Here is a 24,919-nt window from a genome sequence, read left to right as displayed (position 1 = left end):
TTCCTTAATCTACCCTGACGGCCTGGCCGTCTGCAAGCTTGTGAACTCCGGCAACGACGATGCGTTCGCCAGGGCTGATGCCTTCGGCAATCCTCACCGAACCACCTTCGACGAGGTCTCCGTCGATCTTGATCACGCGAATGGAGACTTTGCGAGCCGTGGTATCGACAACCCAGACGTTTGGCTTCCCGTCCTTCATCAGCACGGACGAGGACGGCAGCAGGATCATCGGATCCGCAACAACAGTCGCGGTCGCGGTAATGACGGAACCCAGGCGAAACGCGGCGGGCGGATCGATGAGCGTGATCTTCGTGCGCCGCGTACGGGTCGTCGCCTCGGCTTCCGGGGCGATCTCTCTGACGACACCGCTCGCGCGAATGGTCGGGTCGAGCTGGAGCGCAACCTCGAAGGGCGACCCCACCTTGAGACCGTCAAAGCTTGCCACGGGTATGTCGATGATGGCATCGCGCTGGTCGGGGCGCGCGACAGTGGCAATGCTCTGGCCCGCGGAGACGACCTGGCCCACTTCGGCTGAGGTCGCGGTCACGACGCCGTCGAATTCCGCGCGAAGCTGCGCATAGCCCAGTTGCTCTTCGGCCTTGTCCAGATTGGCCTGTGCCTTGGCAACCGAAGCGCTCGCACTCTTGCGCCCAAGTTCTGCCTCTTCGTAGGCCGCTTCACTTCCCGATCGGCTCTCGAGCAAGGACCGTTGGCGCTCCTCGGTGGATGCGGCATTTACCAGTTGCGCCTCGGCATTGGAAAGCTCGGACTGCGAACTCTTGACTGCGAGCTCGAGCGAAAGCGGATCGATGGCGGCAACGACATCACCCTTCTTGACGATATCGCCGACACTGACCTTGCGCGCGATAACCCGTCCCAAGACCCGAAATGCCAGTTGGGTCTCGATCTTGGCTTCGACTGTTCCCGGCAGGGTCAGCGCGGAAGCCGCGGTGGATTTGGCCACAACGGAAAGCACGGGGCGCGGCGGCTCGTAATGGGCTTCATCCTGCTTCTCGCAAGAGGTCAGCAGCAATGAGCCGAGGATCGCAAGGCCGGCTGTGATGCGGATATTCATTGTGCGGCTCCCTTGTCGTATGTGACGGCCTGGCCTGGTCGCAGGAATTTCGCGCCGTCGGCGACGACGATCTCGCCCGGCGATACCCCCGCCCGCACCGCAAAGCGGCCGGTTTCATAGCCGGAGACATCGATTTGACGAAGCGATACGCTCGACGAGGCGGGATCGACGATCCAGACGGCGGGCTTGCCGCTTTTTGACGTCATTGCCGACCAAGGCAATTCGATTGCGTCCCTTGCAGTGGACCGAAACAGGCCGATGACCGGAGCGCCAAGCTGCATGTCCGGCGCCCCTTCGAGACCTACCTTGACCCTGATCGTCCCGGTCGACGAGTCGATCGTGGGCGAGATTTCGCGGACGGAAGCCTCCATCCTGTGAGACGGCGCAGAAAGGAGGCTGACAGCCACCTTGTTTTCAAGATTGCGGCCCAGATAAAGGGATTCAAAGACGTTGAAGACCGCGTCCCGCGGACCGTCATGCGCAAGTGTGAAAACCAGCTGGGCGGCTTGCGCGACCTGGCCTACCTCGGCGTTTCTCGCGGTAATCACACCGTCGGCATCAGCGCGCAGTTCCGTATAGGAAAGCGCATCCTGGCTGGTGTCGAGCTGGGCCTGCGCCGACTTAACACTGCCCTGAGCAGTCAACAGCGTTTCCTGGGCCTGATCGAGCGCGGCGCGGGTCGTAACCTGCGTCTTGAAGAGGTTCTGCTGCCGGTCGAAGGCGAGCTGAGCCTGCGTTTGCTGGGCGAGCGCCGACTGCAGGTTCGCGGTGGCGACACCCAGATCAGCTTTCTGCTCTTCGGCGTCCATGCGCGCAAGCACCTGCCCCGCCTTGACCGTGGAGCCGACATCGACGAGGCGCTCGACAATACGCCCGCTGACTCTGAAGGAAAGATCACTCTCGACCCGAGCACTGACTTCGCCGGTGATGGAGTTGCTTTCCACGACCGGCGTGACTTTGGCCACGACGGTCTCCACGTTCTTCGGCTTTGTCTCACTCGCGCTTTGCTTTTCGCATGAGGCAAGCGCGACGGCACTGACACTGAGCCAGGCGACGACAAGGACAGTTTTCATGAATTTGACCTCTTGCATCCGTTCGGCAGACGAATATTATTGACTGACTAGGAAGTCAATGAAAATATATTGACGTCAAACCACGAATAGCGCTCAAGGTGAGATATGCCTGATACGAAGAAACTGACACGTGCGGAGCAGAAGGCCCGTCGCCCCGTTCAGATCCTGGATGCTGCGTTTGAAGAATTCGTCGAGCGCGGCTACGTCGCGACGCGCGTCGAAGATATAGCCAGCAGGATTGGAGTAACGAAGGGAACCGTCTACGTTTATTTCGAGACCAAGGAACAGCTTTTCGAAGCAATGATCCGACACATCTCGACACCCCTCGAAGATCTATTGATAAGCGGAAACGAGCTGAAGGGGACCGTTACGGAGCGGCTTCAGAAAAATATCGAGCTGATCTATGATCTCATAATTAACGATCGCAAATTGCGGGAATTGATGAGGTTCGTCATTGCGGAAGGTTCGCGGTTCCCACATATCGTCGATCGGCACCACGACATATTTATCGATCCTCTCGAGCATCAAATGCAGTCGCTTATCGATGAAGGGGTAAGGCTTGGGGAGTTCCGAGCAGCCCCCGCCGCATTCGCCGATGCAGTCGTGGCGCCTGCTATCGCCTTTCTGTTCTTCAAGCTGCTTTTCGACGAGCGACGAACTCTCGACAAGGCAAGCTATCTCAAGGCACACATCGATCTTGTTTTGCACGGACTGCTCCTGAAAGAGCCTCGCTAGCGGATGTGTCCGATAGCGAGCCGTCAAACTCTGTTGCGAGAGCGGCAAATTGCCGTTCCCGAAGATGCTGGAATTCACAGCCCCGCGAGATAGCGCATCCGCACAGCGTGAAGATGCGGCTTCTATCGGGCGCCCAAAGCGGCCACGCGATCTGCAGCCGCCGAAAAACCTTGCAGGGACACCTGGAAGCCGAGTGCGTTGCCGCCATCGGCAACGACCTTCAGGTTCAAGCGCGAGCCGGTTCGCAATTTGCCAAGTGTTGCAGCGTCGACCGGAAGCAAGGCAATGCAGCCGTTAGGCAAACAGGTGCGAAAACGCACTGGCTTCAAAGGCGGCTGATCATCGATGTTCGGCGTCACGCCCGAGTCGAGGACGATTCCGAAGGGCAGCAGCAGCGTTGCAAGTGCGCCGCCGTCAGGACGTATCTGCATTTCGACGGCAAGCAGCCTCTGGCCGTTTTGCTGGGTTTGATCTTGCGAAATCGTGCATGCCGACGCCTTGTCGCGTTGACTGCAGGCAACGCGCCAGTCCTGGTAGGTCTCCTGCAGGCTCGATGCGCCGTTTGGCAGAGCCGATTGCGCAAAGGCCGAAGAAGCAATGCCCGCACAGACAAAGGCAAGCATCGCATAAGATATGCGACGAGCTATCCGGGATGAAGTAAATGTGGAATTTGACAAGGGATAGGATCTCTCGGCTTGAAGTGCAACCTTATGCGGTCGGTTCCATAATGAGCGAAGGCAGCGGGTTCAGGTCAGGTGCATACCCACTCCCGGACAGTGCAGCGAGAACCTGAGCGCTCACATGCTTTAAGCGCGAGATCTTCAGCTTCGCGGCGTGTCGGTGCCGAATTTGCGCTCCAAGGTGTGGCGCGATCACGTTTTTCCTTGCCGATGGCAAGGGCACCGCAATGATTGTACGGAAAGCCGGTCTTGTCGTCGTCATCCCAGTGCCGGTGATTGCGAAATACGCTGACCACGACGCAACTGTTACCCTTGTCCCGCTCGCAATGCTTGAGCGCGATATCCATGGCTTCCTGGCGTTTGTCGGCCCCCCAAAAGAAGCCGTATTTTTCATCGGGTGCGGAATAGGCGATGGCCGCCCATATGCCGCGCTCCTCAGGCGGAGGAACCGGCGCCTGTTCTGTCGTGAAGAGATCGGCCGCCCACGGATGGGCGGTGGAGACGAACAGGATGCCTATCGCGGCAATTGCAGATTTCAATCTCATTTTGCGCTCCCTTGCTTTCCTGCTGCCGAGGCCACGGAAATGACGACGCAGCCGCTTCCGGTCGGCAAAAGCATTGCTTCGCCCCCCTCATTGCCGAGTTCGTAGACGCCGACCTGCCCGAGATTGTTGACGAGCTTGCTGCCGTTCGGAAATTTGGTCGAGACTTCCGGGCAGGAGGCGGTAAACGGCGCCACGCGAACCATCGAACCCTCGCAGCCGGATGCGACGGGTGCTGCGAATACGATGCCGGCTGCCGGACCGCTGTAGCCCTGCGTGGCGTAATTCATCCCGACCAATGCCTGCACCGCATGCTTGTCGGCTGCCTCATTGTTCCAGATCGACTGGACATTGTATTGGGTGCCGTTCGTCAGCAATTGCCCAAGAACCGGGAAAACGGTCGAGCAGGATTGCAGGCCGGCCTGTTTGGCGTGCTGCAGGAACGGCGTGTCCGGCAGCGCTTGATTGCCGTCATTTGCTGCGGCAATTGCCTGCTGTGGCAAAAGATTGCCGACCACGTCATATCGGAAAGCCGCGTAGCCGATGGCGCCGGCGATCGCAATTGCAAGCACCGATAGGGAGGTCACCTTCCACCAGCGTCGCCGTGGCTTGGCTTGCTCGGCGGCTAGGTTCTGAATTGCCGCGTCGTTCGCGTTTCGGGACATGATGCGATCGTGGATCGATTGTTGGCTCATTGAAAAAATCCGTCCGTCACTTTATCGCCTTAACGGCTGTGGAAAGGCCCTTGAGATTTGCGGTCACGCTGATCGTGTTCCCATCCGTGGTCGGATAGGAGATTGTTGGCGCCGTGTTTTTGGAAATCTGTTCGCGCATTGCGGGACCGACCGGCAGCATGCCGACGCAAACCGTGTTGTTGCACCCGTTGAACTGAACTTGTATCGGCTCCTTGCGGCCATCGAATTTCAGCAAGAAGCGGCCGTCGCTCTTGGCAACCGGTGCAGCGCGCAAGATCATATAAGGATCGCCCTTTTTGGTGGCCGCGAGCGACCAACTGAATGCGACCTGTCCCGATTGGTTCTCGATGATCTGCGTGACGTTGCAAACTCGCTGATGACTCTTCAAGTTTTCGTCGCAGATCAGCGTCCAGTTTTCGAACGGGCGAATGATCCTCTGATAGTCGCCAGCCTTCAATTCCGGTGGAACGGCGACCTCGGAAGGTCTTATGCGATAGTTGGGAAGAGCGACCTCCTGTCCGGCTGCGATCGAGCCGAACAGGAGCATGCAAGCCATGATAGCCGGGACGCCGAAAAGCGCTCCTTTGAACATGTCAGGCTCAATTCAAGGTGAAGCTGACGCCAGCGCCGACGCCCACGTGTCCGCCGGCGGCCGTACCTGACAAATTCGCCCGGACGCGGCCGTTCTCGCTGGTGTAACCCGCGCCGAAGGCCACCGCGCCCTCGCCTCGCCAGACACCGCCACCGAGAGCCACGCTCGCCTTGCCCGGACGGTCATCATAACGAAGCGATGCCGCTGCAAGTCCGATTGCGGCCGCCTGCCTTGCCTCGGAACGGACGTCCCCAAGTTCCTGGTTCAGCTGGCCGAATTTCTGGTCGGTGTAGTTGTTGGCCGCAGTCAGCGTATTGGCAGCTGCCGTGTCCGTATACGATTTGACCTGGGTGATGCTGTCGCCCAACTGGGCAACATTCACGGCATCCGTTGGCGCGACACCCTTTCCGACGTTGGAGATGACCACCGGAGCATTGACGTCACCGCCCTGCAGCGTGATGCTGTTCTTCTTGCTGCCATCGGGATTGAGGTCATAGGTAACGGCGTTCTTGGTGATCGTCCCGACACCCGTCTGCAAGCTGTCGATCGCCTGATTGGTCGCATAAAGCTGCGATCCGTTGATGGCGTCGGTGCTGCCGGCGGAAATGCGGCCGGCAGCGACGTTCGTGATGGTTCTTTCAGACCCTGGGGCGCCCACGCTCACCGTTCCGACCGGCGTGGTGCCGGCAAAGTCATAGTGCTTACCCTGAATGTCGGCGCCGGCCGTACCGACGGCAGCCTGCGTTGAGGAACCGGAGCCCAAGGCCACATCATTGGCATTATTAGCCTGAGCACCCTGACCCAGAGCGACCGCGCCCTGCCCTACCGCGGTAGATCCGTTGCCCGCTGCCAGGCTGCTCACGCCGCTGGCGACACTCTGTGGACCGATCGCAACGCTATCGGTGCCTGAGGCCTGAGAGTCTGCGAGCGTGGAGTTCGCATGGAAGTACTTGATGCCGCCGCCATTGGTGATGTTGGTCAATGTGTTATCGACCGCGCCGAAGGCATCGTAGACCGTATTATAGCTGTTGCCCTGGATGTTGTAGGTTGGGCCAGTGATCGACCCGTCAGGGTTCACAGTCGTATTGCCCCCGATCAGCTTGGTGACGTTGGTGCCAAGACCCTTGAGCTGGCTGACATTCACCGCATCGGTGTCAGCCGAACCGGCTGCCAGATTGGTCAGCTTGCGTTCCGAACCAGCCGAGCCGATCGATACTTCGCCGACAGAGGTCTGTGGGCTCGTAAGCGCGAAGCCGGTATAGTTCGTCTGTGCGCCCACTGTTGTTACGGATTGCGCGCCCAGCGCAACGCTGTTGATGTTGTTGGCTTGCGAGCCGGCACCGAGCGCCACCGATTGGACGCCCGCAGCCAGCGAGTTCGTGCCGAGTGCTACGCCATCAGCCAGCATGACGTGGGCATTCTGGCCGATGGCCGTGCCGCCGGGGGCAACCTGATCGACAACCGCACCGTTGCCGATACCGATACCGTTATCGCCGTTGACGACGGTCGTCGGGCCGACAGCAACCGATTCGGCACCGACGGCGAGGGAGTCGCCAGCGGCCGAATTCGCATGGAAGTACTTGCTCGGCGTCGTTGCGACCGAAGCGATGGCGCCCTGGAGCTGACGAACCGTGACGGCGTCCTGCGCGCTGGTGCCGTCCGCAACATTGATGATCTGTCGATAAGACGTGCTCGAACCGACCGAGACCGCGCCCAATAGCGTTTTATCCGTCGTATTGTATTGGATGAAGTTCGTCGGCCCGGCCGCGATCTGGCCGGTGGCTGGAGCGAGGGCGCGATCGGCAACCGATCCCGATCCAAGAGCCACGCCGCCAACGATGGTGGCCTGGCTATTCATCCCAAGCGCAAGCGAATTGTCGGCGACCGAGGTGGCATTGTAGCCGACAGCGGTGGAGCCGATGCCTTGAGCGGAGGAATCGCTGACGGCAAGGGTCCTGTCATTCGTACGCACATATCGAATGCCCTTACCGTTTGCATCAGTATAGGTCGTCGATGTGTCACCGGCGATATTGTTGATCGTATTGCCGAGATTGGTCAGATTGCCGTTGATGGTGGTAATGTCGGTGGTGTTCTGCGTCACCTGCTGGTTGGTGGCAAAGAGCTGCGAACCATTGATAGCATCCGTCGAACCGTTGTTGAGCCTGCCCGCCGCGACATTGGTGATGGTACGCTCGGCGCCGACGGCGCCGACGCTGACCGTCGAAGCCGGGGTCGTGCCGGCGAAGTTGTAGGTGGTGGTGCCGATCACGGTGCTGGCCGTGCCGACCGCTGCGGCGGTCACTGAGCCCGAGCCGAGCGCCACGTCATCCGCGTTACTTGCAGCGGCGTTGGCGCCTAGCGCGAGCGCACTCGCACCGCTGGCACTGGCGTTGACGCCGAGAGCGGTGGACTGAACGGCAGTCGCAAATGCATTCTGGCCGATTGCAGTGCTGGATGTGGCCGTGGCGTTGGCATCGGCGCCCATGGCGGTGCTGAAGTCGCCCGTGGCCTTGGCTATGTATCCGAACGCTGCTGAGTCGAGGCCGGAGGCACCCGAAGCGTTGCCGGCCGCAATGGCATTCTGCCCTGACGCGGTCGAGAGAGGTCCGATCGCGACTGAGTCCGCACCCGTCGCCGACGAGTCCGCAGCCGTCGAATTGGCGTGGAAATACTTGATGCCGCCGCCAGTGTTGATGTTGTTGACCGTGGTGCCGATGGCATCGACCGCCTGGTTGGTGGCAAAGAGCTGCGAGCCGTTGACGGCGTCGGTGGACGATCCGCTGATCCGACCCGCGGCGACATTGGTGATGGTGCGCTCGGCGCCGACGGCGCCGACGCTGACCGTTGAAGCCGGTGTGGTGCCCTGGAAAGTGTAGGTCGTGCCGTTGATCACTGCATTGGGCGTGCCGACGGCGACGGCGGTCACCGAGCCCGAGCCGAGCGCCACGTCATCCGCGTTACTTGCAGCGGCGTTGGCGCCTAGCGCGAGCGCACTCGCACCGCTGGCACTGGCGTTGACGCCGAGCGCTGTTGCCTGAACGGCAGTTGCAAACGCATTCTGGCCGATCGCAGTGCTGGATGTGGCCGTGGCGTTGGCATCAGCACCCATGGCGGTGCTGAAGTCGCCCGTGGCCTTGGCTATGTATCCAAACGCTGCCGAGTCGAGGCCGGAGGCACCCGAAGCGTTGCCAGCTGCGATGGCGTTCGCCCCTGACGCGACCGAGAGAGGTCCGATCGCGACTGACTCCGCACCCGTTGCTGACGAGTCCGTCCCCGCCGAATTGGCGTGGAAATACTTGATGCCAGCGCCGCCATTGATGTTGTTGACGGTGGTGGTGACACTATCGACGGCCTGGTTCGTCGCGAAGAGCTGCGACCCGTTGACGGCATCGGTCGAAGCATTGTTGAGCCGGCCTGCTGCCACGTTGGTAATGGTGCGTTCGGCGCCTGGTGCGCCAACGCTAACTGTCGAGGTCGGCGTGGTGCCCTGGAAGGTGTAGGTCGTGCCGCCGATCACAGCGCTCGGCGTGCCGACGGCTGTCGCCGTCGTCGAACCGGAGCCGAGCGCCACATCGCCCGAGCTTGCCGTCGCGGTTGCGCCATTGCCCAGCGCGATATTGCCGACGAAACCGGAGGCACCCGCGGTGGAACCGTTGCCCAGCGCCACGGAGCCCTGACCGATCGCCTTGTTGTTGTTGCCGATCGCGACTGCGCCGCTTGCCTGGTTGGCGGCGGTGGCGCTTGCCGTGCCGTCACTGTTGGCGATATTGTTGGCGCCGCCGGTGAAGGCGCCGGTGCCGCTCGCATAGCTCGGATCGCCAATCGCGACCGCGCCGTCACCGTAGGCGGTATTGCCTGAGCCGATGGAGACGGCCTTGCCGCCGGTTGCCACCGCGTTTCTGCCCATGGCGACCGCTTCGGCGGAAGTGGCCTGGGCCGCTGTTCCGATCGCAATTGCGTTGTCGCCTGCTCCGTTCGCGTTGATGCCCAAAGAGACCGCCTGAAGCCCGCTAGCGACCGATCCACCGCCGATCGATGTGCTGTTCACACCGCTGGCGGTGGAGGACTCGCCCAAAGCTAGGGTGTTTGACTGGCTCGCAGCCGCGCCCGCGCCTAAAGCGACCGCATTAATGGCAGTGGCCTTTGCCAGAGAGCCCATGGACACGGCTCCAGTCCCCGAGGCATTCGCACCGGGGCCGACTGCTGTGGCTAGATTGGAGCCGGCATTTGCATTGTTGCCAAGAGCGACGCCGGAGGTCGCCCCATTTGCCACAAGTGCGCCCGAGCCTATGGCAACTGCGCCGCCGCCAGCGACCGCCTGTGCCTGGTTACCCAAGGCAACGCCGAAGTCTCCGGATGCGACCGTTGTAGGACCAATGGCGAGCGCGTTAGTACCGGAGGCGGCAGCATTCGTGCCGAGAGCGATGGTATCCGTGTTCGAGGCCTTGGCGAGGTAACCCATGGCGGAACCTCTTAGGGCGGAAGCAGCTGCCCCATTGCCGATCGCCGTGGTTTGGTTGGCCGACGCCGTGGCCGACGTGCCGAAGGCGCTGGATCCTGTCCCCGTCGCAGACGAGCTCGAACCAACGGCATTCGCCCATGCCCCTGTGGCCGTCGCAGCGGAGCCTAATGCAACCGACTCGAACGTGAAACCGGAAGGAGCGGTGCCGCTTGCATTGGCATTCGTACCAATAGCAATCGGAGAACCGCCGCCCGTTCCTGCGTTCGCCTTGGAGCCGACTCCCATGGCAATGGCTGCACCGTTTGAAGATGAGGCGTTGGAGGACAATCCAATCGCTACCGAGGCGCCTCCCGAAGCGGTGGCTGTCGAGCCGAGGGCAAGCGCGTTGGCTCCGTTTGCAGTGGTGTTGACACCATAGGCTGAAGCCCCATCCGCCAATGCGCGAGCGTTCCCGCCGACGGCAAGAGCATTGACGCCGGTGGCGTTCGCGAAGACACCCATGCCTATGGCGTTGAGGCCATTGACACCCATCGAATAGCCGATGGCGATCGAAGCGTCGCCCGTTGCACTGTTAGAGGTGCCCAACGCCACGCTGTTCGGGTTATTCGCTGTAGCAGCGTTACCGATGGCGACGGCGTTGGCGGCTGTCGTCGTGCCGCCGCCGGCGGCATATTGAGCCTGCGCAGGAGCGGAAAGGCCGAGCACGGTGAGCGCGGCGAGGCCGCCGATCGCGCTGGCCAAATGCAAGTTCCCGCTGGTGCCCAGGGATCCGGGACCCATGTCCTTACGACGCATGCCGAGAACACGAGAGGCCATCCGCAGCACGGCCATCAGGCGGCGTCGGAGCGAACGATCGGTCCGGTCAGCTGAAACGAAGTTTCGAGCAAATCCGGTACGAGATTTAGTCTGCAGATGTTCCCCAACGCACTCGCTCATGCTGCTTTCTCCTCGCTGCTATCTGGACGACTAAGCACGCGTGAACCCGCATCTGCGGCTGCGTCGTCGTTGAAATTGTGCGCCTCCTGAAGCGCGCGACCCATTTTTGCGGCCTGGCTTTCGAGCTGCTCGCGGACGGTGTCGACCCATGGCTGCGTCGACACCGGAACGGAATACAATGCAGCGTCGGCCCGATCGGGAGGAAGCTTCATCGCCACCAAGGCGCGGCAGACATCGAAATGAAAGAATGGTTCCCCTTCCCCATAGGCCGGGGAGGTCAAACCGAAGACAAGGCAGGCAAATAGATAATCAACTTCCGCGCCGGTCAGACGGCTGGCATATCGTTCTTGTAAGGCAGTCCAGGCTACCTCGATTTTCGGAGCAAAGATTTCAAATTCAGGGAATTGAATGTCCATGTAGCACCGGATGATTACCATTCGGGAACATGGCCTTATTTCAGTGCAACCGTATTTTAGAAAATTCCGGATTTTTTTTAGAAAACTACGGTTTTTTGCTTAGCCGGTTGCAGGTGTAGCCACTTTGCCACACTTAACCTAAGGCTGTTCCGCATGAGGAGGCGAACCGTTGGACGATCGGCAGCAAGCGCTTCTTTCCATTCCGAAAAATCTCTTCTGCCGCATGTGCAGAAAACGCTCCATCTCCGCCATACACCTCGCGGCCGGCATGCGGAAAATATTGGGTTTGGGAATAGTCGAGGCGGCTTGCGATGGGCGCAGGCTTGCGTTCAAACTCGTGCGGTTATCGCATATATCGAAGCTCTGTCGGCGTCCGTCCCCGGTATCTCTTCATCGTGGTCGCCAAATGGCTTTGATCCGAAAACCCTGCCATATAGGCAATTTCCGCAATCGCGATTTCGCCTTCGGCGAGCAATTTTTCCGCAAGATCCAGGCGCAGATTTATCAGATACCGGTGTGGAGGCATGCCAAAGGTCTTGGCGAACCTCACGATGAAATGGTTGGGCGAAATGCCAGCGACCGCCGCAAGTTCAGCGACGTGAACCTTCTCGGTGAAATGCTCGCGAAGATACTCTTCCACGCGTCGAGCGCTTTTGGCGGAGAGCCCTCCCCTGGGCGACGGAATCTGTCTCATATTGTTTGCATAGGTGCGGAGAAGATGTGTACTGAACAACGTAACCAATGAATCCAGATAGAGTTCATTCGGAGTTGCTTTCCCGGTTAATTCGACAGAAATCCTCTGCGCAATGCCGAGGGCGATAAGATCGACTGTGCCAAATGGTGGAGGCTCGAGTTCTACATTGGCAAGATCAAATTCCTGCAGCGCCAGCTCGGACAGAATTTGGGGTGGAATCGCGACGACAAGATTCTTCCTGGTTTCCGACCAGGCAAGACTGCTGTCCACGCCCGCGGGATTAACCGCGATGCAGCCGATGGGCGCATCATATTCCGTGATTCTGTCGCTACCGAGAGAGGCTCTCAGCTTGCGTGCAGGCGCCAACACGATCCCCACAGCGTGTTCCTTTGCCAGGAATGTCTGTGAGCCAGGATTGCGAACGGAGCTGATAACGCTCCCGCGCATGGTGGCCTTCCTTGGGCCTGCATTTTCAGGAATTATATCAAATACATATCGATCGGCCCGTTCCCGAACCTCACCCGCATAGTTCATCCTTCATCGCCCCGCCCGAACGAAATCCTGTAAATGCAAACAAGCAGACCCGATCTCAACTTCGCTTGAGATCCCAGTTTCCCAACACTGTCAGCTCGACGCTGCAGCCAGCTAATAGCGCGAGATTAAATAGTATAAATTACAGAGTTTGGAAGGGGGGATATGCATATGGTAAAGAAAGGATGACGCAGTAAAAAACACGTCAATCTTTAGCGCGGACGAATATATCCCACGCATTTCGATAGATGGTTGCCGTCGGGCTAAATCTTAATTCACGTCGAAGTAGAAAACCGATTGTCGAGCATTGGGACCGCTAGAGGTCGCCTCGGCGCTTTTCATATAGGTCCCAAGCGACATCCACCATCGCTAGAAGAACATCTTTTTGGTTCCATCCGGCTGCAGCCGCGGCCCGAACGATTTCACTAACAATAGGCTGCAATTGTCGTTGGCACTCGCTTGAAATGTCGTCGGCACCGCTTCCCAAAGGTGGTTCACTAAATTTGAATTCTGCCATTCTCACTCTCGCAGCCTTAATATATGTCAGCTATCACATTCCCAACATAAAATAAATCCATAGGGACGCCCCGAGATTTTCATAGCCCCGCACCTAGTCACACTATCGCTATGCTGTAATCAAGCCAAACTTCATTACAACCATTAACTCTATATCATTGGGCAACTCACGGAGTGAGCCGCAGGAGATACAAGAAGAACGGAAGTTATTCTGCCACCTAGGCAGAGGAGACCGCAAGACGCTGCAGCAAATCTCGGAACCTTATCGACAGGCCGAAACCGCCATCGATGAGGGCGAATCGATCATGACGCCGGCGATTGGCGGCCATCGCTCCGATCAATCTTGCCAGGGGTGCACGACGACGCGGGTGCCCTCGAAATCCCAAGCATTGCGTGTCACAACGCTCAAGCCGTGAACGAGCGCGGTCGCGGCAATCTGGCATCAGCGTCAATGCGTCGGCCAGGAATAGGAAGATGCGCGTAACGTGTCGCATTCGCCTCATCGGTCGACAAGATGCGACCGGCGAATGCTGGTCTTAGGTGATTTTCCAGCCAGGAATGCAGGCACAATCAGCAGCGAGATAACATGGTGCGATCGCCGGATTTCCGGCGTCGAAGAGCTATGCTTTTTGCCTGCTATTGAACCTCGTGCACATAGCGATGGCTTCTGGTCGTCGCGCGATGTTTTGCGACGAGAACCGGAACCGCGGACTGGTCATAGGCCACTTCGTCAATCGTCAGCACGGCGCTGGGCATGCTCAGCTGCAACAGTCGGCAATCTTCCTCCGTCGCCATATCGGCTGCAATCTGCTCCCGCACGGCGGAAATGCGAATCCCATAGCGATCGAGAAGGAAGAGATAAAGCAGGGAAGGAATCTCCTCCCTTTTGTCGGGAAATTCCGGCAGCATTCTTGCCGGAAGCGCCATCACCTCATGCATGACCGGATGGCCCCCGACGCTGCGCAGCCGGTGGATTGAGATGACTTCAGCAGCATCGTCCAGCCGTAGTCCCAACCGCTCCTCTTCGCTCGCCTCACGGCGTTTCAACGAAAGAATGTCGGATGTCGAGTTTTGCAGCGAACCATCGAGCCCATGCAGGCGAAAATACTGGAAGAAAAAGCGCAGACTGTGCTGCGGCGTGCGACCGGTGACCACGGTCCCCGTCTTGCGCCGCCGGCTGAGCAGGCCTTCATTGGTCAGGTCCTGCAGGGCACGCCTGATCGTGCCGACAGCAACCCCAAACTTTTGCGACAGCGCGATCTCGCTCGGCAGCACGGTCCCGGCCGACCATTTGCCCATCATGATCGCTTCCGTGATCTGACGCTTCACGACTTCGTAGAGCGGAACGGAGAGCTCTGATGCACGTGGCACATCTGCTGAAAATTTGGGCATTTCGCGCAATTATTTGCCTCTTATTTGGAGTTGACTCAAAGCCTGAGCGGCAGCATCATTACTATATAGTTTATATAAATACGAGTGCAGAGCCTCCATGTGTTCCTGCGCGTCTTTTTTCGGATTTCGAGCATGCGCGATCAAGTCTTGTCATCTTTCGGGGAGCCATTTGCAAGCGCCTTGAGGATCATTGAAGAGAACGTCGAAAGCGCCGTCGGCGATCTCGCGCGCATGATCGCGATCGACACCTCTTTTCCGCCGGGAGACGGCTATCCGGCATTTGCGGAGCTGATGTCGAGGCTGCTCGAACCCATGGGTTTCCATTGCCGGCAGGTGATCCTGCCGGAGGAATTGTGGCAGGTCAGGAATGGCCCCGCGCAGGGGCCGCGCATCAATCTCATTGCCGAGCGATCCGGGATCAAGCCGGTCTGCGGGCTTTACTATCACGTTGACACGGTTCCGGCCGCTCCCGGTTGGCAACAGGATCCGCTATGTCTGCGCCGCGAAGGCGAACGCCTCTTCGGGCTTGGCGCTGCGGACATGAAAGGTACCATCGCGGCAACGCTACTGGCGTTGCGTGCCGCCGACGCCTGCGGTGTCGAGCTCGCCTACGATCCGATGCTGCTTCTTTGCACCGATGAGGAAGGCGGCCTCTATCCCGGGATTCGTTACCTTGCCGAGCAGGACATGCTCAAGGGACATATCGTCAATTTCAACGGCTCGGCGGCGCCGCGCATCTGGGCGGGCTGTTTCGGCGTCTTCAATCTTCAGATCACCGTTCGCGGTCACGCGGTCCACGCAGGCGAAGGCAACCGCACCGGTTCCGGCATTAATGCCATCGACGGCGCCCTTCCTCTTCTGAATGCCCTTCATGCCTTGAAGCCGAAGGTGGCCGCCTTCGCATCCGCCTTGCCGGCGCCGCCGCATGCGAGCGGACCGCTGCGGCCGCAACTTTCCATTTCGGCCGTCAATGGCGGCACGTCCGGCGGGCAGGTTCCCGCGGAGCTGAAGATCCTCGTCAGCCGCCGTTATGCGCCTGAGGAGAGTTACGAAGCGGCAAGGGCTGAGATCGAAGAGCTAGTCCGCGCCGTCATGGCGAAATCGCCGGAGCTGCATGTGGAGATCGACCTCGTCGGTCACCTCATCCCGACCTCGGATCCGGACGGTCCGCATTGGCCGCGCTGGCAGAAGGCTCTCAGTCTCGGCTTCGGTTATCAGGATTCCGACTTCAGCAAATGGGGTGCCGCAAGCTGCTCGGACTTCGGCTACGTGCAGCAGACGGGCGTCATGCAGGAAGTTCTGCTTGGCGGACTTGGGCGCCCGGAGAGCTGCATCCACAGTCCCGAGGAACATACGACGACCACGGATATCGTCGCGCTGGCGCAAAGCATCCTTGCCTATCTAGCCCGCGACTTTGCGAGCGACCTCATTCCAGAACACGCACCATCAAAATAAGGGAACACTGTAATGCTGAAGCTGAACCGACGTCATTTCCTGGCGAGTACCGCCGCCATCCTGGCAATGCCCGCCATCGGCTTTGCGCAAGCCGCTGCTCCAGCCAAGGGCGGCACCTTGCGCATTTCCGTCGATCAGGCTGCAAGCGTGATCCATCCGCTGCTGACGCGCGTCAATCCGGAATATATGGTTACCGAGCTGCTCTACAGCAATCTGACCCGGCTGAAGGTCGATATGTCGGTTGAACCCGATCTGGCGGAAAGCTGGAGTTCCAACGATGCGCTGACGGAATGGACGTTCAAGCTTCGCAGCGGCGTCAAGTTCCATGACGGATCGCCGTTGACCGCCAATGATGTCGTCCAGAGCTTCAAGGCAATCCTCGACCCGAAGAACGCTTCGCCGGCACTCAACAATGTCGGCCCGATCGCCGATGTGACCGCAGCCGATCCATTGACGGCCGTCTTCAAGCTTTCGACCCCCTATGCCGACTTCCCCGTGGCGACAGCCTATACGGTCGCTCGCATCATCCCGGCTTCCATCGCCACCGGCGACTTCAAGAAGCTGTCGACGACGGCCGTTGGCACCGGCCCGTTCAAACTTGTCTCCTACGAACCCGATCGCCTGATCGTCGTCGAACGCAACCCTGATTATTACGATCCGAAGCGGCCTTATCTCGACCGCGTCGAAATCCAGGTTTTCCCGGATACCTCGGCGCAGACCTCCGCCCTGCTTGCCGGCGATATCGACGTCATTTCGACCGTGCAGCCGACCGAATATCTGCGGATGAAGGACGCCCAAGGCGTCAATCGGCTCCGGGTGCCGTCAGGCCAGTTCTGCAACATCAACTTTGGCTGCGACACCAAGCCTTTCAACGATGCGCGCGTGCGTCGTGCTCTGGCGCTGACCGTCGACCGGCAGGCGATGGTCGACTTCGTCACCGAGGGTTTCGGCACACCGGGCAACGACACCGCCCTTAATTCCTCCTATCGCTTCTATGCCGATCTGCCGCTGCGCCAGGCCAATATCGACGAGGCCAAGAAGCTGCTTGCCGAGGCAGGCTACCCGAATGGCTTCGAGGCGACGCTGATTGCATCGGACAAGCCGAGCCAGCGCACCCAGCTCGCCGTCGCCTTGCGCGAGATGGCAAAGGAAGCCGGCATCAACATCAACGTCCAGACGATGCCGCATGCGACCTATCTGGAACAGGTGTGGAAGAAGGGCAGCTTCTATGTTGGTTTCTACAACATGCAGCCGACGGCCGACGCAATCTTCAAGCTGCTCTACACCTCCGATGCAGCCTGGAATGAAACGCGCTGGAACAACGCCGCCTTCGATAAGGTCGTCAATGAGGCACGTGGCATCACCGATGAAGCCAAGCGCAAGGAACTGTATGCCGCGGCGCAGAAGCTGATGAACGAGGAAGTACCCTCCATCATCCCGGTGTTCTTCGATGTTCTCGCCGCCAAGCGGGATTGGGTTGCCGGCTTCGAGGTCCATCCGCGCGCTTCCGTCTTCCGCCTGGACTACGTCTCCCTGACGGACAAGGCGCCAAAGCGGAGCTGATGACGCCGACTGCTGAATAAGCGTCGCGGCACGATACTGCGTTCGCGACGCATCCCGTAGCAAGAAGACCGGCGCGCGCGTCTGCGCGACCGGTCGCTCCAAAGCCAGGGAACGGCCCTTGTCACCGAATTATCTTCTGAAGCGGCTTTTGATGATCGTCTACACGCTCTTCATCGTGTCGCTCGCCGTCTTCGCGATCACCCAGGTCCTGCCGGCGGACGCCGCCGTCATGATGCTTGGGGAGAACGCCACCGATCAGGCGCTCGAGGCGCTACGCCAGCAGATGGGGTTAAACGATCCCGTCTGGCTGCAATATCTGCACTGGCTGGGTGGTATCCTGCATGGCGATTTCGGCCAGTCGCTGCGCACCGGCCAGCCTGTCGGCCCGGCCATGCTCCAGGCGCTCGGTCGTTCGCTTCTGCTCGCTGTCCTGTCGATCGCCTTGATGCTCGTGCTCGCGATACCACTCGGTGTCCTCGCCGCGATCCGCCGCGGCAAGCTCGCCGACATGATCGTCAGCCTTATCTCCTATGCGGGCGTGTCGCTGCCGGAATTCGTGACGGCGACGCTTGCGGTGCTCTTCGTCGCTGATTGGGCGAAGCTTTTGCCGCCGACCGGTTATGTGCCGCTGACCGAGAACTTTCTCGACGGTCTTGCCCACTTGATATTGCCGGTCTGCGTGGTGTCGATCATCCTCATCGCGCATGTCTCCCGCATGGTGCGTTCCGAACTCGTCGACGTGCTGCATACCGACTACATCCGTGCGGCGCGGCTCAAGGGTCTTTCCACGTCAAGGGTGCTGTTCGGTCATGCGTTGCGCAACGCCCTGCTGCCAACAATCACCGTCGTCGCGCTCGATGTCGGCTATCTGCTTGGTGGCATCATCGTCGTCGAGGAAATCTTCGCCCTTCCCGGCATCGGCAGGCAATTGATTGTCGCGATCCAGACGCGCGACCTACCGGCAATCCAGGCCGGCGTGCTGCTCATGGCGGCAACCTATTCCATCGTCAATTTCGCCGCCGACATTCTTTACGCATGGCTCGACAAGAGGATCCAGTATGATTGAGCTTCTCAAACGGCTGCTGCGCACGCCGCAGGGTGCCGTCGGCCTTGTCCTTGTCGCCCTCGTCTTCATTGTCGTCGTCTTCGGTCCCTTTCTTGCCCCACGCGATCCGGAAGCCATGTCGATACTTGCCCGCTACAAGGGGCCGAGCGCGACCTTCCTTCTCGGCACGGATCAGTATGGTCGCGACATCCTGAGCCGTCTGCTGATCGGCGCGCGCTCGACCGTGACGATGGCAGTCTTCGCTACGCTTGCCGGCACCTTTGCCGGAGCCTTTATCGGCACGGTATCAGCCTTCCTCGGCGGGCGTGCCGATGAAATCATCATGCGGACGATCGACGCGATCATGGCGATCCCGAACCTCTTGTTCGCGCTGCTGATCGTCAATCTGCTCGGCTCCAGCAGCGTCAATGCGCTGGTGGCAGTCGCCGTCGCTTTCGCGCCGGGGATGGCGCGCATTACCCGCAGCGTCGCGCTTACCGTGCGCAAGCAGGACTATGTCAGCGCCGCGATCGCCCGCGGCGAAAGCTCCCGCTACATCATCGCGCGCGAGATGCTGCCGAATGTCGTGGCACCCATCGTGGTCGAAACGACGATCCGCGTTTCCTTCGCCGTCATGCTGTTTGCGACGCTGAGCTTCCTTGGGCTCGGTGCCCAGCCGCCCGCGACCGAATGGGGCCTGATGGTCTCGGAAGCGAGACAATATATGCACATCAGCGCCGGCATCCTGATCTGGCCAAGCCTTGCAATCGCCATTGTCGCCATCGGCTTCAATCTTCTTGGCGATGGCCTGCGCGACGCGCTGAACCCGCGCACCGGAGGCTGAGATGACTGAAACTGCAAGCAACACAGTCCTTCAGGTCCGCAACTATTCGCTCGACTATCTGACGGCGGGTGGCGCCTTCCATGCACTGAAGAACATCGATCTCGAAGTCGGTGCCGGCGAAATTCTCGGCCTCGTCGGCGAGTCCGGTTCCGGCAAGACCTCGATGGCGTGGTCGATCATGCGCTACCTGCCGGCAAACGCCCGCGAGACCGGCGGCGAAATCCGGCTTCGCGGCGAGGATCTGACGGCGAAGTCCCCGGCCGAGGTCAATCGCATGCGCGGCAAGCGGATCAGCATGGTGTTCCAGGACCCCGGCACCTCGCTCAACCCCACGCTTTCGCTCGGCACCCAGCTCACGGAAACGCTGAGGCGCCATCGCGGCCTGACCGGAAAGCAGGCCTGGAGCGAGGGGGAAGCTATGCTGGATCGCGTCGGCCTCAAGAGCCCGGCGGAAATGATGAAGCGGATGCCGCACGAAGCATCGGGCGGCGAGAAGCAGCGCGTCGTCATCGCCACCGCCTTCGCCTGCAATCCGGAATGCATCATCTTCGACGAACCCACGACCGCGCTCGACGTCATCACGTCCCGTCAGATTCTTGATCTTTTCCTCGACCTGCAGGCCGAAACGGGTGTTGCCTCGCTCTATATCTCGCATGACCTTGCCTTGCTGTCGCGCACCGCAAAGCGGGTTGCCGTCATCCGGCGCGGCGAAATCGTCGAACAGGGAGCGGTCGATGCCATCTTCAATGCACCGAAGCACGACTATACGCGTCAGCTGATCGCCGCCGTGCCTCGGCCGAGCGATCGCCTGACGCAGACGCACCCGTCCTATCAGAACCAACCGCTGATGAAGGTCGAGAACGTCAGCGTGCATTACGGCCGCAAGCCGTTCCTGTCGGCGCTGACTGGCCGGTCCTTCGAACGCTTCGCCGGCAATCGCGCCGTCAGTCTGAGCGTCCAGCCGGGAGAAATCCTTGGCATCGTCGGGGAATCCGGCTCCGGCAAATCGACGCTCGCCAAGGCGATGACCGGGCTCAATCCCTTCGAGGGCCAAATGACGTTCGCCGGGCGAACGATTGCGGGCCTTGCCGACATGGACAGGGCCTATCGCAAGAACGTCCAGATGATCTTCCAGCATCCGGACGCTTCGCTCAATCCGCGCCAGAAGATTCGCGAAATCCTGGCACGGCCGCTGAAACTCTACGGCGAGGGTGACGGAAGCGCCATGGCGCAACGGATCGGCGACATGCTCGAGCAGGTGCGCCTGCCGCGCACCCATGCCGATCGCTATCCGCATCAGCTCTCCGGCGGCGAAAAGCAGCGCGTCGCCATCGCCCGCGCCTTCGCATCCAGACCGAAGCTGGTGATCTGCGACGAGATCACTTCCGCGCTCGACGTCTCGGTGCAGGCCTCCATCATCGAGCTGCTGCTGGAGCTGCACCGCGAGCATTCCACCGCCTTCCTCTTCATCACCCACGATCTCAACCTCATCCGCCAGATCGCCCACCGCATCGCAGTGATGTATCGCGGCGATCTGCTCGAAGTCGTGCCGGCGGAAGACATCACCAGCCCCGAGCGGGCCGACTATACGCGCCGGCTGCTTGCCGCAGTCCCCACGCCGGCCGGCGCCTCACCTGCAGAAGCAGACTTCTAAGGAGTATCAAAAATGGACCCGAAATCGCTCATCGGAGCAATCGATGAGAAGAGCTGCCTCGACTTCCTGTCGATGATGGTTCGCCAGAAGAGCCATTCCCAGACCGAGGGCGAGCGCGAGCTTGCGCGCATCATGGCCCGCCAGATGGAGGCGATCGGGCTTCAGTCCGAGCTGCAGCCCTTCGACAATGGCGATCGTTTCAATGCGATTGGGCGTCTGAAGGGAACTGGCGGCGGCAAGAGTCTGCTCTTCAACGGCCATCTCGACACCAACCCGGTCACCGAGGGCTGGACCGTCGATCCCTGGGGCGGTCTTGTCGACGACAAGTTCATCTATGGTATCGGTGTATCCAATATGAAGGCGGGCGATGCCGCCTATTTCTGCGCGGTCAAGACCTTGCTCGGCGCCGGTGTCAGGCTCAAAGGCGACGTGATCCTGACCTATGTCGTCGGGGAACTTCAGGGCGGCGTGGGCACGCTCGCCGCCATCCGCAACGGCGTCAAGGCCGACTATTTCATCAACAGCGAGCCGAGCGATCTTGCAGCCGTGACGATGCATGCGGCGGCGCTGAGCTTCGTGATCGAGCTGACCGGCGATACGCGGCACCTGTCCAAACGCGAGCAATCCGTCGACGCCATCGCTGCGGCCTGCGATCTCATCCCGCGTATCAATGCCATGACCTTCAGTGACGCTAGGAGCGAGGTGCACAGATCGATCAATCGCGGCCATGTTGGCGTCGTCCATGGCGCGCTTGGGCGTGAGCTCGAGGAATGGCGGCCGCCGCAGGTCTCCGATTTCGTTCGCATTCGGGGCTCGGCCCGCTATGCGCCCGGCCAGACGCAGGAAGGCGTCCTTGCCGATCTCGCCGCGGAATTGACGCAGCTTGAGACGCGCTTCCCCGGCCTGAAAGCGAAGCTTGTTCCGGAGATGATCGAGGGTCGTCCCCTAATGCCCCCTTTCGAAGTCTCGCCGACGTCGCGCATCGTAACCTCGATCAACGCCGCCTATGAGGCCGTCCGGGGCGAGAAGCAACCAACAGGCGCCATTACGCCCACGCGTTTTTACGGGACGGATGCCGGCCATCTATATCATGAGCTCGGCATGGAAGGCATCGTCTGCGGGCCAGGCGGCCGGTACAACACGATGCCGGACGAACGCGTCGACATCGTCGACTATCTCGACATGATCCGCGTCTACATGCTCACCATTCTCGACATTTGCGAGGTTGCCTGAGGCCTAATGTTTCCTCGTGACGAATATGATTGGCGCATCGCCAAGGCACATGCCGCCATGGACGCCGCCGCCGTCGATCTGCTCCTGATCGATAGCGGTGAGCTCCTTGCATGGCTTACCGGCTACACCGTTTCGGAAACCATGTATCGTGTCGCCTTTCTTCCGCGACACGGTGCGCCCTGGTTCGTCCTGCGCGAACTCGACGAAACACCGTGCAGGGAAAAGACCTGGATTTCCGATATCATCGGGTTTGCCGACACCGCCAATCCACACGAAGCCATCGCAGACAGCATCCATGCTCGAGGTTTCGCCAATGCCCGTATCGGCGCCGACTTCGCCTCCTATAGCTTCAGCGCCGATACGACGGCCAGGCTTCGGGCGCACCTGCCTGAGGCGCAATTCGTTGCCCTTCCCGGTATCAGCGACAGTCTGCGATGGGTCAAATCGGCCCGCGAGATTACTGTTCTGACGCAAGCGGCTGGCATCGCCGACAAAGCCATGCTGGCAATCGCGCAGGGTACGCGGGCCGGCTCTTCAACCCGTACGGCCGCCGCAACTGCGGCTGCAACCTTCCTGCTTGAAGGTGCTGACAGCGGTGAGACCGGTCCGATCGTCAAGGCCAGCGGCGACCACCAATTCCTGCATGGCTCCTTCAAGAGCGAATTGCTTGACGCAGGCGATATCCTGCATGTGGAGCTTATTCCACGTGTGGGCGGTTATGGCGCCCGCCTCATGCGGCCGATCGTCATCGGTAATGCGTCGACACGCTTTCAGGATATCGCCTCGCGCATCATCGCATTGCAGGACCAGCAAATCGAAGCCATGAAGCCGGGCGTCTCCGCTTGCGAGGTAGATGCCATTGTTCGCCAGGGTCTTATCTCGTCCGGCTTGAGGCAGCGCTACGACAACGTGACGGCCTATACGCTTGGTCTCTATACCCGCACGCCGCGCACCAGCGATTTCTCCCGGGTTTTTCTGCCGAATGCGAAATGGCCGCTGGAAGAAGGCATGGTTTTCCATGTCTATGCGACAGCCGCCAGGCTTGGATTCAGCGAAACGGTGGTGGTTACGCCGGAGGGCGGAAGACGGCTGACGACGACCGGACGCCACCTCCTTGGCTCGGAGAAATAACAGGTGCGACGGCCCGTAGGCTAGCCGCGCAGATTTCATTCCGCAGGCAGTGGCCGTATTTTTCGGAAGTCAAGGCCTTGCAGATCGCGGTTTGCGTTTCATCTTATAGAGGCTCGGCGTTGGCAACAGGCATCGCTGGCGGAGCAAAGGTTTGGATGAAGTGAGCGGGTTTGATCCGCTCATCCTTTCTGAAGATCGAGTGAGGCCCGTTGATAAGGTCTAGCCGACATGCCCCGAAAGCCGGAACCAAGCGGTTTCAGAAATTTGCCTTCATCACCGCCTTCGCGATATTGACAGCCGCAGCGGCCCTTCTTGACTGCCACTATGTTTGGCGTGCCGTTACGGCAAGTGTGGGTCGAGAGAAGACCGTTGGCGTCGTTGTAGCGCTCGATCGCCGCGTAAGCACAAGTACGCTCGGCAGACCTTCAGTCGCTCACCAGCTTGCTGATATTACCGTGTCCTACGCACCGATCGTCGCCTTTCACGCGGGCGATGGCGCACTCTATCGGGTGACGGGAGGGGTTTATTCGAGCTATAATCAGGCTCGGATTGGAGATCAGATCCCGGTCTATTATCGGCGTGATGATCCGCATGACGCGATCATCGTATCCTTCCAGGAAATGTGGTTGCCGGTGATCGTTGGAAGCGGCATGGCCGCCGCCTTTGCGCTTGCCTTGTTCGGAACGATCCGGCTAACCCGCGAAAGGCCTGCGCGCGATGGGGCTATGCCGGGGCCTCAACCGAGAGCCTGACTGGCAAGAGCATATGTGGTCATCACCCCGCCGGTGGCCCTGTTTCTATTGGAGGGATGATTTCCAAGCGACATGGTCAGGACGGTATCGTAGACGAACATACCACATTGCGACACGTAAGAAGCAAAATCGCCGGCCTCCATATGGGTGTCGAGACGCAGAAATTGGCCCGCATGACGCTCCACATGCGGCGCGACCACCGCAATCGCATCAGTGTCATTGGACGCAACCACCGGTCCGACGACATGGCTGCGTCCGAAGGGCCGGCACAATGCGAAAGCCTGCAGATCCGCTCCACGGAACAGACCATAGCCCATCGACTGCTCGTCGAGGCGCCTGACCAGTTCCGAGCGGTCGACACCGAATGCTATGGCATCAAGCCGAAGGATCGCCGCGAGATCGTCAGCGCCAAGCTGGCGTACCGTGCCCTCCAAAGGCAGCATCGCAAAATCCTTTGGGATCCTTGCTTCCCCCTGACATTGGTAGACCGTTTTTTCCGGCTTGAAATCCAGAGAGAGATACAGGCGACGCGCCGCCTGCGTCGCACTGAGGCTGAGACGGCGTCCCGCCACTTTGTCCAAGATTCGGCTCATCAGCCATTGGCCGGTGCCATTGGTCTGCAGCCGCGGAGAGGTAATCACCATGCCGACGGTGGCAAACCCATCTCCGTGCGGAAACCACATGGCGGATCCCATGACCCGGCCGATCTCGTCGAGTGCGACGATGCCGCTACCCGTCTGCCGCAGAAATTCCCAGTCCTCGGCGCGATGCGGCCACCGGACCGAGATCGATAGCGCGTGCAACTGATCGAGTTCCACGTCCTTGATGTCGCCTATATGCATGGAGAAAGCATCGACCCGCAAACTGTCTGATACCTTCACTGGATCACCTCAAAACTTGCTG

21 protein-coding genes and 1 pseudogene are annotated in these 24,919 nt (G+C 60.1%); 9 read left to right on the top strand and 13 right to left on the bottom strand.

All coding sequences use genetic code 11. The features are described from left to right. Positions 1 to 4 precede the first annotated feature (4 nt). Both GA0061100_RS27605 and GA0061100_RS27600 read right to left on the bottom strand, forming a co-directional pair. The gene (locus tag GA0061100_RS27605; protein ID WP_075856051.1) at positions 5 to 1,075 is read right to left on the bottom strand and encodes an efflux RND transporter periplasmic adaptor subunit; all 1,071 of its coding nucleotides are present in this window, start codon (positions 1,073 to 1,075) and stop codon (positions 5 to 7) included. Next, positions 1,072 to 2,148 (bottom strand): efflux RND transporter periplasmic adaptor subunit, encoded by a 1,077-nt coding sequence (locus GA0061100_RS27600; RefSeq protein WP_075856093.1) that lies wholly within the window; start codon positions 2,146 to 2,148, stop codon positions 1,072 to 1,074. Before GA0061100_RS27600 ends, GA0061100_RS27605 begins: the two co-directional genes overlap by 4 nt. A gap of 105 nt (positions 2,149 to 2,253) precedes the next feature. On the opposite strand from GA0061100_RS27600, the gene GA0061100_RS27595 reads away from it, so the two are divergent. Continuing rightward, positions 2,254 to 2,883, top strand: coding sequence for a TetR/AcrR family transcriptional regulator (locus GA0061100_RS27595; protein WP_075856050.1), 630 nt, complete (start codon positions 2,254 to 2,256; stop codon positions 2,881 to 2,883). 122 nt (positions 2,884 to 3,005) lie between these two features. Here GA0061100_RS27595 and GA0061100_RS27590 read toward each other — a convergent pair whose 3' ends face one another. From GA0061100_RS27590 to GA0061100_RS27550, 10 genes and pseudogenes are all read right to left on the bottom strand, one after another. Then, complete coding sequence (locus tag GA0061100_RS27590; protein ID WP_075856049.1) at positions 3,006 to 3,506, bottom strand: invasion associated locus B family protein; 501 nt, start codon at positions 3,504 to 3,506, stop codon at positions 3,006 to 3,008. A gap of 128 nt (positions 3,507 to 3,634) precedes the next feature. Beyond that, positions 3,635 to 4,108, bottom strand: a complete 474-nt coding sequence (locus tag GA0061100_RS27585; RefSeq protein ID WP_075856048.1) for a DUF4189 domain-containing protein — start codon at positions 4,106 to 4,108, stop codon at positions 3,635 to 3,637. After that, positions 4,105 to 4,800 carry a hypothetical protein gene (locus GA0061100_RS27580; RefSeq protein ID WP_075856047.1) on the bottom strand — a complete coding sequence of 232 codons (696 nt, stop codon included), beginning with the start codon at positions 4,798 to 4,800 and terminating at the stop codon, positions 4,105 to 4,107. The genes GA0061100_RS27585 and GA0061100_RS27580 overlap by 4 nt, the downstream gene beginning before the upstream one ends. Positions 4,801 to 4,816: 16 nt before the next feature. Then, positions 4,817 to 5,392 (bottom strand): invasion associated locus B family protein, encoded by a 576-nt coding sequence (locus GA0061100_RS27575; RefSeq protein WP_075856046.1) that lies wholly within the window; start codon positions 5,390 to 5,392, stop codon positions 4,817 to 4,819. Positions 5,393 to 5,399: 7 nt separating this feature from the next. Beyond that, on the bottom strand, positions 5,400 to 10,790 hold the full coding sequence (locus tag GA0061100_RS27570) for a YadA-like family protein (RefSeq protein WP_075856045.1): 5,391 nt from the start codon (positions 10,788 to 10,790) through the stop codon (positions 5,400 to 5,402). Then, positions 10,787 to 11,206, bottom strand: a complete 420-nt coding sequence (locus GA0061100_RS27565) for a hypothetical protein (protein ID WP_075856092.1) — start codon at positions 11,204 to 11,206, stop codon at positions 10,787 to 10,789. Before GA0061100_RS27565 ends, GA0061100_RS27570 begins: the two co-directional genes overlap by 4 nt. 343 nt (positions 11,207 to 11,549) lie before the next feature. Continuing rightward, positions 11,550 to 12,434 carry a helix-turn-helix domain-containing protein gene (locus tag GA0061100_RS27560; RefSeq protein WP_075856044.1) on the bottom strand — a complete coding sequence of 295 codons (885 nt, stop codon included), beginning with the start codon at positions 12,432 to 12,434 and terminating at the stop codon, positions 11,550 to 11,552. Positions 12,435 to 12,747: 313 nt separating this feature from the next. After that, positions 12,748 to 12,948, bottom strand: a complete 201-nt coding sequence (locus tag GA0061100_RS27555; protein ID WP_075856043.1) for a hypothetical protein — start codon at positions 12,946 to 12,948, stop codon at positions 12,748 to 12,750. Positions 12,949 to 13,284: 336 nt separating this feature from the next. After that, positions 13,285 to 13,511: pseudogene (locus GA0061100_RS35245) on the bottom strand (PIN domain-containing protein); the annotation flags it as partial. 72 nt (positions 13,512 to 13,583) lie between these two features. After that, positions 13,584 to 14,339, bottom strand: a complete 756-nt coding sequence (locus GA0061100_RS27550; protein WP_075856042.1) for a GntR family transcriptional regulator — start codon at positions 14,337 to 14,339, stop codon at positions 13,584 to 13,586. A 132-nt stretch (positions 14,340 to 14,471) separates the two neighbouring features. On the opposite strand from GA0061100_RS27550, the gene GA0061100_RS27545 reads away from it, so the two are divergent. The 8 genes from GA0061100_RS27545 (at position 14,472) to GA0061100_RS27510 (ending at position 24,016) form a co-directional block, all read left to right on the top strand. Continuing rightward, complete coding sequence (locus GA0061100_RS27545; protein WP_075856091.1) at positions 14,472 to 15,794, top strand: M20 family metallopeptidase; 1,323 nt, start codon at positions 14,472 to 14,474, stop codon at positions 15,792 to 15,794. Positions 15,795 to 15,806: 12 nt separating this feature from the next. Then, positions 15,807 to 17,357, top strand: a complete 1,551-nt coding sequence (locus GA0061100_RS27540; protein WP_075856041.1) for an ABC transporter substrate-binding protein — start codon at positions 15,807 to 15,809, stop codon at positions 17,355 to 17,357. 118 nt (positions 17,358 to 17,475) lie between these two features. Next, positions 17,476 to 18,423: an ABC transporter permease gene (locus GA0061100_RS27535; RefSeq protein WP_075856040.1), complete on the top strand. Its 948-nt coding sequence runs from the start codon at positions 17,476 to 17,478 to the stop codon at positions 18,421 to 18,423. Next, positions 18,416 to 19,246 (top strand): ABC transporter permease, encoded by an 831-nt coding sequence (locus GA0061100_RS27530; RefSeq protein WP_075856039.1) that lies wholly within the window; start codon positions 18,416 to 18,418, stop codon positions 19,244 to 19,246. Before GA0061100_RS27535 ends, GA0061100_RS27530 begins: the two co-directional genes overlap by 8 nt. 1 nt (position 19,247) lies before the next feature. Further along, positions 19,248 to 20,900: a dipeptide ABC transporter ATP-binding protein gene (locus tag GA0061100_RS27525; RefSeq protein ID WP_075856038.1), complete on the top strand. Its 1,653-nt coding sequence runs from the start codon at positions 19,248 to 19,250 to the stop codon at positions 20,898 to 20,900. 12 nt (positions 20,901 to 20,912) lie between these two features. After that, entirely contained in the window at positions 20,913 to 22,133 is a 1,221-nt protein-coding gene (locus tag GA0061100_RS27520) for a M20 family metallopeptidase (protein WP_075856037.1), read from the top strand. A gap of 6 nt (positions 22,134 to 22,139) precedes the next feature. Beyond that, positions 22,140 to 23,264, top strand: a complete 1,125-nt coding sequence (locus GA0061100_RS27515) for a M24 family metallopeptidase (protein WP_075856036.1) — start codon at positions 22,140 to 22,142, stop codon at positions 23,262 to 23,264. Positions 23,265 to 23,614: 350 nt separating this feature from the next. Beyond that, complete coding sequence (locus GA0061100_RS27510) at positions 23,615 to 24,016, top strand: DUF3592 domain-containing protein (RefSeq protein WP_425298720.1); 402 nt, start codon at positions 23,615 to 23,617, stop codon at positions 24,014 to 24,016. Here GA0061100_RS27510 and GA0061100_RS27505 read toward each other — a convergent pair. Further along, positions 24,001 to 24,858, bottom strand: coding sequence for a GNAT family N-acetyltransferase (locus tag GA0061100_RS27505; RefSeq protein ID WP_075856090.1), 858 nt, complete (start codon positions 24,856 to 24,858; stop codon positions 24,001 to 24,003). The two genes, GA0061100_RS27510 and GA0061100_RS27505, sit on opposite strands and share 16 nt — an antisense overlap. Between the last annotated feature and the right edge of the window lie 61 nt (positions 24,859 to 24,919).

Source organism: Martinezella hainanensis, assembly GCF_900094555.1.
GTDB classification, from domain to species: Bacteria; Pseudomonadota; Alphaproteobacteria; order Rhizobiales; family Rhizobiaceae; genus Rhizobium; species Rhizobium hainanense.
The sequence above is the reverse complement of the archived record's forward strand: the minus strand, read 5'-3'. Positions and strand labels throughout refer to the sequence as shown.